Annotated in this window: 5 protein-coding genes; 1 reads left to right on the top strand and 4 read right to left on the bottom strand. The window is 43.8% G+C overall.

The window, feature by feature from the left end:
* The first annotated feature begins 225 nt into the window (after window positions 1-225).
* Window positions 226-1068 (top strand): sulfurtransferase, encoded by an 843-nt coding sequence (locus tag B2400_RS03465; protein ID WP_293930838.1) that lies wholly within the window; start codon window positions 226-228, stop codon window positions 1066-1068.
* A 48-nt stretch (window positions 1069-1116) separates the two neighbouring features.
* On the opposite strand, the gene B2400_RS03460 is transcribed toward B2400_RS03465, so the two are convergent.
* From B2400_RS03460 to hutI, 4 genes are read right to left on the bottom strand one after another with little or no spacing between them, the layout of a single operon-like run.
* Window positions 1117-1995: a pirin family protein gene (locus tag B2400_RS03460; protein ID WP_293930835.1), complete on the bottom strand. Its 879-nt coding sequence runs from the start codon at window positions 1993-1995 to the stop codon at window positions 1117-1119.
* Window positions 1996-2042: 47 nt separating this feature from the next.
* Window positions 2043-3014, bottom strand: a complete 972-nt coding sequence (gene hutG, locus B2400_RS03455) for a formimidoylglutamase (RefSeq protein ID WP_293930833.1) — start codon at window positions 3012-3014, stop codon at window positions 2043-2045.
* A 3-nt stretch (window positions 3015-3017) separates the two neighbouring features.
* Window positions 3018-5030 (bottom strand): urocanate hydratase, encoded by a 2013-nt coding sequence (locus B2400_RS03450; RefSeq protein ID WP_293930830.1) that lies wholly within the window; start codon window positions 5028-5030, stop codon window positions 3018-3020.
* Window positions 5031-5032: 2 nt separating this feature from the next.
* A complete protein-coding gene (hutI, locus tag B2400_RS03445; RefSeq protein ID WP_293930828.1) occupies window positions 5033-6286 on the bottom strand; it encodes an imidazolonepropionase in 1254 nt (417 codons plus the stop codon).

Genomic DNA, 6286 nt, shown 5'->3' with positions numbered 1-6286 from the left:
ACAACTTGCCACACGATGTCTTCTTTGAGAATCGTTATAGCGATAAAACACTATATACAATACAAATTGACGTCAGGAGCGTTAAAACTATCAAATATCGACTTACTGCTTAAAACTCAAAAATGAAAACAGTAATGAAATCGCAAAAGCTATAAAACAGAAGAAGGTGCCTTTTTAGACACCTTCTTTTTTGATTTTAATGCCTACATTAGTAAAAAGAATCAGATGATGAACAAAGCATTAATCGACATCGAACAAGTACAAAATTTTATCAAAGAGCAAGCTGACCGTGTCATCATATTAGATGCCAGCATTGATAAAGTCGGACAGAAGCTTGATAATAATAACTTAGAGCTTATCCCGAACTCACATTTTCTTGATATTGAAAACGCTTTTTCAGACAAAGCTATTAACCTGCCGCACACAATGGTTGATGCGTCTACATTTGAGAACGAAGCAAGAAAACTAGGTGTCAACGAGGATTCTATCGTCTTACTTTATGATCGTTGGGGCGTATATTCCAGTCCGCGAGCTTGGTGGATGTTTAAATATATGGGCCTCGACCAAGTATACGTAATCAATGGAGGCTTTCCTGCATGGAAATCTATGGATCTTCCTACGGTTAATTCTTATGCAACAGTGCAACAGACGGGAAACTTTATAGCAAAGCCGAATAGCGAGTGGATCGTTAAAATTGATGAATTAAAAGAACTAGTCGGTGAAGCAGACGTGCATATTACAGATGCTCGAAGTGCGGGGCGCTTCTCCGGGGCCGCGCCGGAACCTCGTCCGGGGCTAAAGTCCGGACATATTCCGGGATCGAAGAATATTCCTTTTGATCAGGTTCTTGATGGAGCATATTTTAGGTCTAACGAACAGATAGCCCCTCTGTATGCTGACAAGTCTTTTTCTTCGGGACAAAATATCTTTACATGCGGATCGGGCATTACCGCATCGGTTTTAGCATTAGGTGCTTATGAATTAGGATATCCTCATATACGGGTATATGATGGTTCTTGGTCGGAATGGGGGTCAGATCCCGATACAATCGTCGATCAAAATATTTAGATCAATATGAAAAAAGGGATAGTCTATCAATTACCCCTTTTTTTTAATTTATTTTCTCGCTGCCGGCAATGGTACATAACCATCGTCGCCAGGGACTTTAGGAAACTCATGGTTTATCCATTTCTGTTTCGCCTCCTCAATTATTTCTTTACTGGTAGCAACAAAGTTCCAATAGATAAATCGTTCTTCTGGGAAGGGTTCTCCACCAAAGATATAAACTGTCGTTCCTGCTTTCATCTCAAACGAGCACAGGTGCGCATCTAAGGTAATCAGAATCTGTTTCGGACCGTAGGTATAGCCATTGCTTTCGATTTCACCTTCGAGGATGTACAAGCCGCTCTCACCATACAATTCTCCACGAATATCAATTAATGCATCCTTAGTTGTTTTGATCTCCATCATATAGAGCTTGCTATGCACCGGCACCGGTGATTTTTTTCCAAAGGCCTCACCAGCGATAAGCTTGTAAGACACTACATCTGCTTCCCATGCAGGGATAGCGTCGGCTTCTACGTGGTGGAATTCGGGCTCCTGAAACTCCAATTCTTTGGGCAAAGCCACCCATATTTGTAGGCCATGCAAGAACTTATCTTTCTGCCGCAGATATTCTGGCGTACGCTCGGAGTGAACAACTCCTTTCCCGGCAGTCATCCAATTGACTGCTCCAGGTTTTATTTCCATAGCAGTGCCCAAGCTATCGCGATGAAAGATAGACCCTTCAAATAGATAGGTTAATGTGGATAATCCGATATGAGGGTGTGGACCAACATCTAAGTTTTCATGATCGGCAAGACATGCTGGCCCCATATGGTCTATAAATACAAACGGACCAATAGAACGTTTCTGACGGAATGGCAATAACCTCCCTACTAAAAAATTACCTATATCTGCTGCTGTTTCTTCTCTGATGAAATCAATATTTGACATGCTTCCTCCTATAATGTGATTTAAGTATAAAGATACCCAAATTCGGTTTACTTCTGCAACAGCTTGAATAGCAAATCGGCACCAAGCTTGGTCGTCCTATTGTCAATATCATAGCGTGGATTCAGCTCAGCAATATCGATAGAACAAAGATTAGGCAGTTGAATGATTGTTTCGAATATCAACTGGAAATTATGGTCCGGTACGATGCCGTTGAACGCTAGGGCAGATACTCCCGGAGCATAAGCAGCAGCGAATGCATCTAAATCTATCGTCAAATAAACTTGATCCACCTTCTTACCAAAATCTATAATCTGATCAATGATCTCTCCTAGCCTCTCCGTATAGATACGCTTTGCCTGTATGATTTCCACCCCCTTGGCATCGGCATAGTCGAACAAGGCCTTTGTATTGGATATTTCCTGAATGCCGATCGCTAAGTAATGAAAGGTAAGATTTTCCTGTTCGGTATGCTGTGCAATTTGATAGAATCCAGTTCCGGAATTGCCTTTACCCGCCACTAATGGACGGATATCCAAGTGTGCATCAATGTTGATGATGCCCACAGATTGTTTTGTCGCTGTTTGGAGACCTAGATAATGTGGGTAGGTGATTTCATGGCCACCACCAAGCAGCACAGGAAATCCGCCCATGGAAATAATCTTACTCACCGCAGCATGCAGACAGTCTTGCGCTTCTTCCAATTTTTCATTAGAGCAAATAACATCTCCTGCATCGATAAGACGCGTCGTATCCGAAAAATGGACTGGTAGTCCAGCCAACACTTTTCGGAACGCTGCAGGTCCTTCTTTTGCGCCGATTCTGCCTTGATTTCTCCTCACTCCCTCCTCGCAACAAAATCCTAATAGGACGAAGGCGCCAGCGAGCGATTGCTCATTAGATAAATCAATTGCATCAACGACTTGATGCCAACGTAAGAATACTTGCTCAGTGCCATCAATTCTTCCCTGCCAGTTCTGCTGATCGCCAGGTTGATAATATGCATTATCGAGTATTGCCATATATTAATTGAATAATTGATCAATAAGTTGATCATCTACCATAACGGATTCTGTTACTTTAAAGTTTGCTGTTCTTGCCAACTCGGTTTCCAAGGCGCTTTTTGCCTCTTTGTTTCTTGCCCAAGCACGTCGTGCAATACCATTATTAACATCAAAGAACAACATTTGTCGGAGTTTCTCCTCACTTTCAGCGGAGCCGTCCAGCAGCATACCAAAACCGCCATTGATCACCTCTCCCCATCCTACTCCGCCACCATTATGAATGGATACCCAGGTAGCACCGCGGAAGCTATCGCCAATCACATTATGAATAGCCATGTCTGCGGTGTAGCGGGAACCATCGTATATATTGCTGGTTTCGCGATACGGAGAATCCGTTCCTGAAACATCGTGATGATCTCGACCGAGAACAACCGGAGCCGATAATCGGCCATCGCGCACGGCATCATTAAATGCTATCGCAATTTTCGTACGGCCCAAAGCGTCGGCATATAAAATGCGAGCTTGTGATCCCACAACGAGCTTATTTTGCTTCGCATCGCTAATCCATTTTATATTATCATCCATCTGTTGAGAAATCTCTTCTGACGCCTCTTTTTTCAAATCTTCTAATACTTGTAAGGCCAAGTTATCCGTTAGTTCAAGATCACTCTCCTTTCCGGAAGTGCAGACCCAGCGGAATGGACCAAATCCGTAGTCGAAACACATCGGCCCTAAGATATCCTGTACATAGGAAGGATATCGGAAATTAATGTTATCCTCCGCCATGACGTCAGCTTTCGCCCGAGAACATTCAAGCAGGAAAGCATTACCATAATCGAAAAAATAAGTTCCTTTAGCGACATGCTTATTTATTGCGGCGGCATGCCTTCTCAATGATGCCTCAACTTTTTCTTTAAAAACTTCAGGCGCATTCGCGATCATCTGATTGGCCTCTTCGAAACTGACTCCGACCGGATAGTATCCCCCGGACCATGGATTATGCAATGATGTTTGATCCGACCCTACAGTAATCGGTAGATTGGCTAAATCGAATTGTTCCCACACGTCAACAATATTTCCTAAATAGGCTATTGACACGATTTCTTTATTCGCTATTGCGGATTTAACACGAGTAATCAATTCGTCCATATCCTCAATGAGCAGATCTACCCATCCTTGCTCATGACGCTTACGAGCGGCAGCAGGGTTCACTTCGGCACAAACGGTAATACAGCCTGCAATGTTTCCAGCCTTTGGCTGTGCTCCGCTCATTCCTCCAAGACCGGAGGTCAAAAACACTTTTCCTGCTGCAGTTTCTGTGTATGAGAGTTGTTTTCTAAAGGCGTTCATAACCGTGATTGTGGTGCCATGAACAATACCTTGCGGGCCAATATACATGTAAGAACCCGCCGTCATTTGACCGTATTGGGTGACACCTAATGCATTGTACCTTTCCCAATCATCCGGCTTGGAATAGTTCGGAATCATCATGCCATTGCTGACCACCACGCGGGGTGCAAAGCTGGACGAGGGGAATAAGCCCATCGGATGGCCACTATACATATGCAGGGTTTGATCATCATTCATCGTCGCCAGGAACTTCATCGTGAGCAGATATTGCGCCCAATTCTGAAAAACTGCACCATTTCCTCCATAGGTGATGAGCTCGTGCGGATGCTGTGCAACAGCGGGATCCAGGTTATTCTGAATCATCAACATGATTGATGCCGCCTGTATAGAATTTGCTGGATATTCCTCTATCGGGCGAGCATACATAGCATAGGATGGACGAAATCTATACATATAAATACGTCCGTATGTATGTAATTCCTCTAAAAATTCAGGTGCCAAGACCTTATGCCATTCTTTAGGGAAATAGCGCAGGGCATTACGGATAGCTAGCTTTTCCTCTTCCTTCGTCAATATGGCTTTACGCTTTGGTGCGTGGCTTACAGTCTGATCGTATATCGCTGCTTGAGGCAATTCTGCCGGTATTCCCTGAAGCAAGGCTTCTTTAAAATTTAAGTTTTCCATAATTAATGATTGTTTGAGCTTACTAGTTGACCTCTCTTCCAGACAGCATGTGGCTCAAGACGCCCTTGCAAATAGGTTATATTCTGATAATTATCCGTCTGATAGATATTGAAATCCGCAAGCAAACCTGCTACCAGTCGCCCTCTATCATGTAAGTTTAAAGCTTTAGCTGCACGGAAGGTGATAGCGGCAAATACTTCAGCATTGCTCAGTTTCTCCATACTCGCTAATATACTTGCGCTGCTGATCAGCTTGCCCATAGGTGCCGAGCCCGGGTTCCAATCTGTTGCTATGGCTAAAGATGCTCCCGCATCTAAAAGTCGTCTGGCCGGTGTAAATGCACAGCCTATACCTAAAGAAGCAGCAGGCAGGGCAACTGCGACCACATCGGATTCGGCCAACAGTTGAATTTCTTCTTCTGTTGAAGCTTCTAAATGATCTGCTGAGACCGCGGACAGTTCTACAGCCAGCTTGGAGCCTGAGGTGGTAAACTGATCGGCATGAACCGTAAGATCAAAACCTAAAGCTTTTGCCTGTTCATAATATGGCTTTGCCTGTTCCGCAGAGAATGCGCTTCTTTCAACAAAGGCATCTACACGTGTTGTCAAGCGCTCGTCTTTAAGAATGGGGAATAATACTTTGGCGATCATCTGAAGATATTCCTCGGCACTTCCTTCGAAGTCCTTAGGCAACATATGAGCCGCTAAACATGTACTCAACAGATCAGCTTTCGTTTCCTTATCGGCATCGGCAATGGCCCGCAGTGTTTTCAATTCCTCTTCAACGGTTAAACCATATCCGCTCTTTACTTCAATAGTTGTAATTCCCTGAGCAAGCAGATAATTCGCACGCTCTACCGTCAGCTGTTTTAACTCTTCTTGAGAGCATGCACGCGTATGTTTCACCGTACTCCATATACCTCCGCCCGCTTCTGCAATTTCAAGATAAGAACTACCAGCATTGCGCATCGCAAAATCATTGGCCCTGTTTCCGCCGAAAGCAATATGTGTGTGGCAATCGATATATCCTGGGAGAGCAACAAAATCTCCATCCAATTCGATAAGCTCTAAATCGTTTTTTAACTTTTGTTTGAGCGTCTGATAATCAGAAACTTCCTTAATCGACTCGCCTTCTATCCAAATACCTGCAGCCGGAATTACTTCTAGTTGCGAATCTTTTAGCGCACCTTTTAACGGAAGTTCAGCCATGCTGACCAACTGCTTAAAGGGCCCAATTAATATACCTTGCTTTTCCAT

Source organism: Sphingobacterium sp. UBA6645, from assembly GCF_002455685.1.
Lineage (GTDB): Bacteria > Bacteroidota > Bacteroidia > Sphingobacteriales > Sphingobacteriaceae > Sphingobacterium > Sphingobacterium hotanense.
This window is presented reverse-complemented; position numbering and strand designations above follow the sequence as displayed.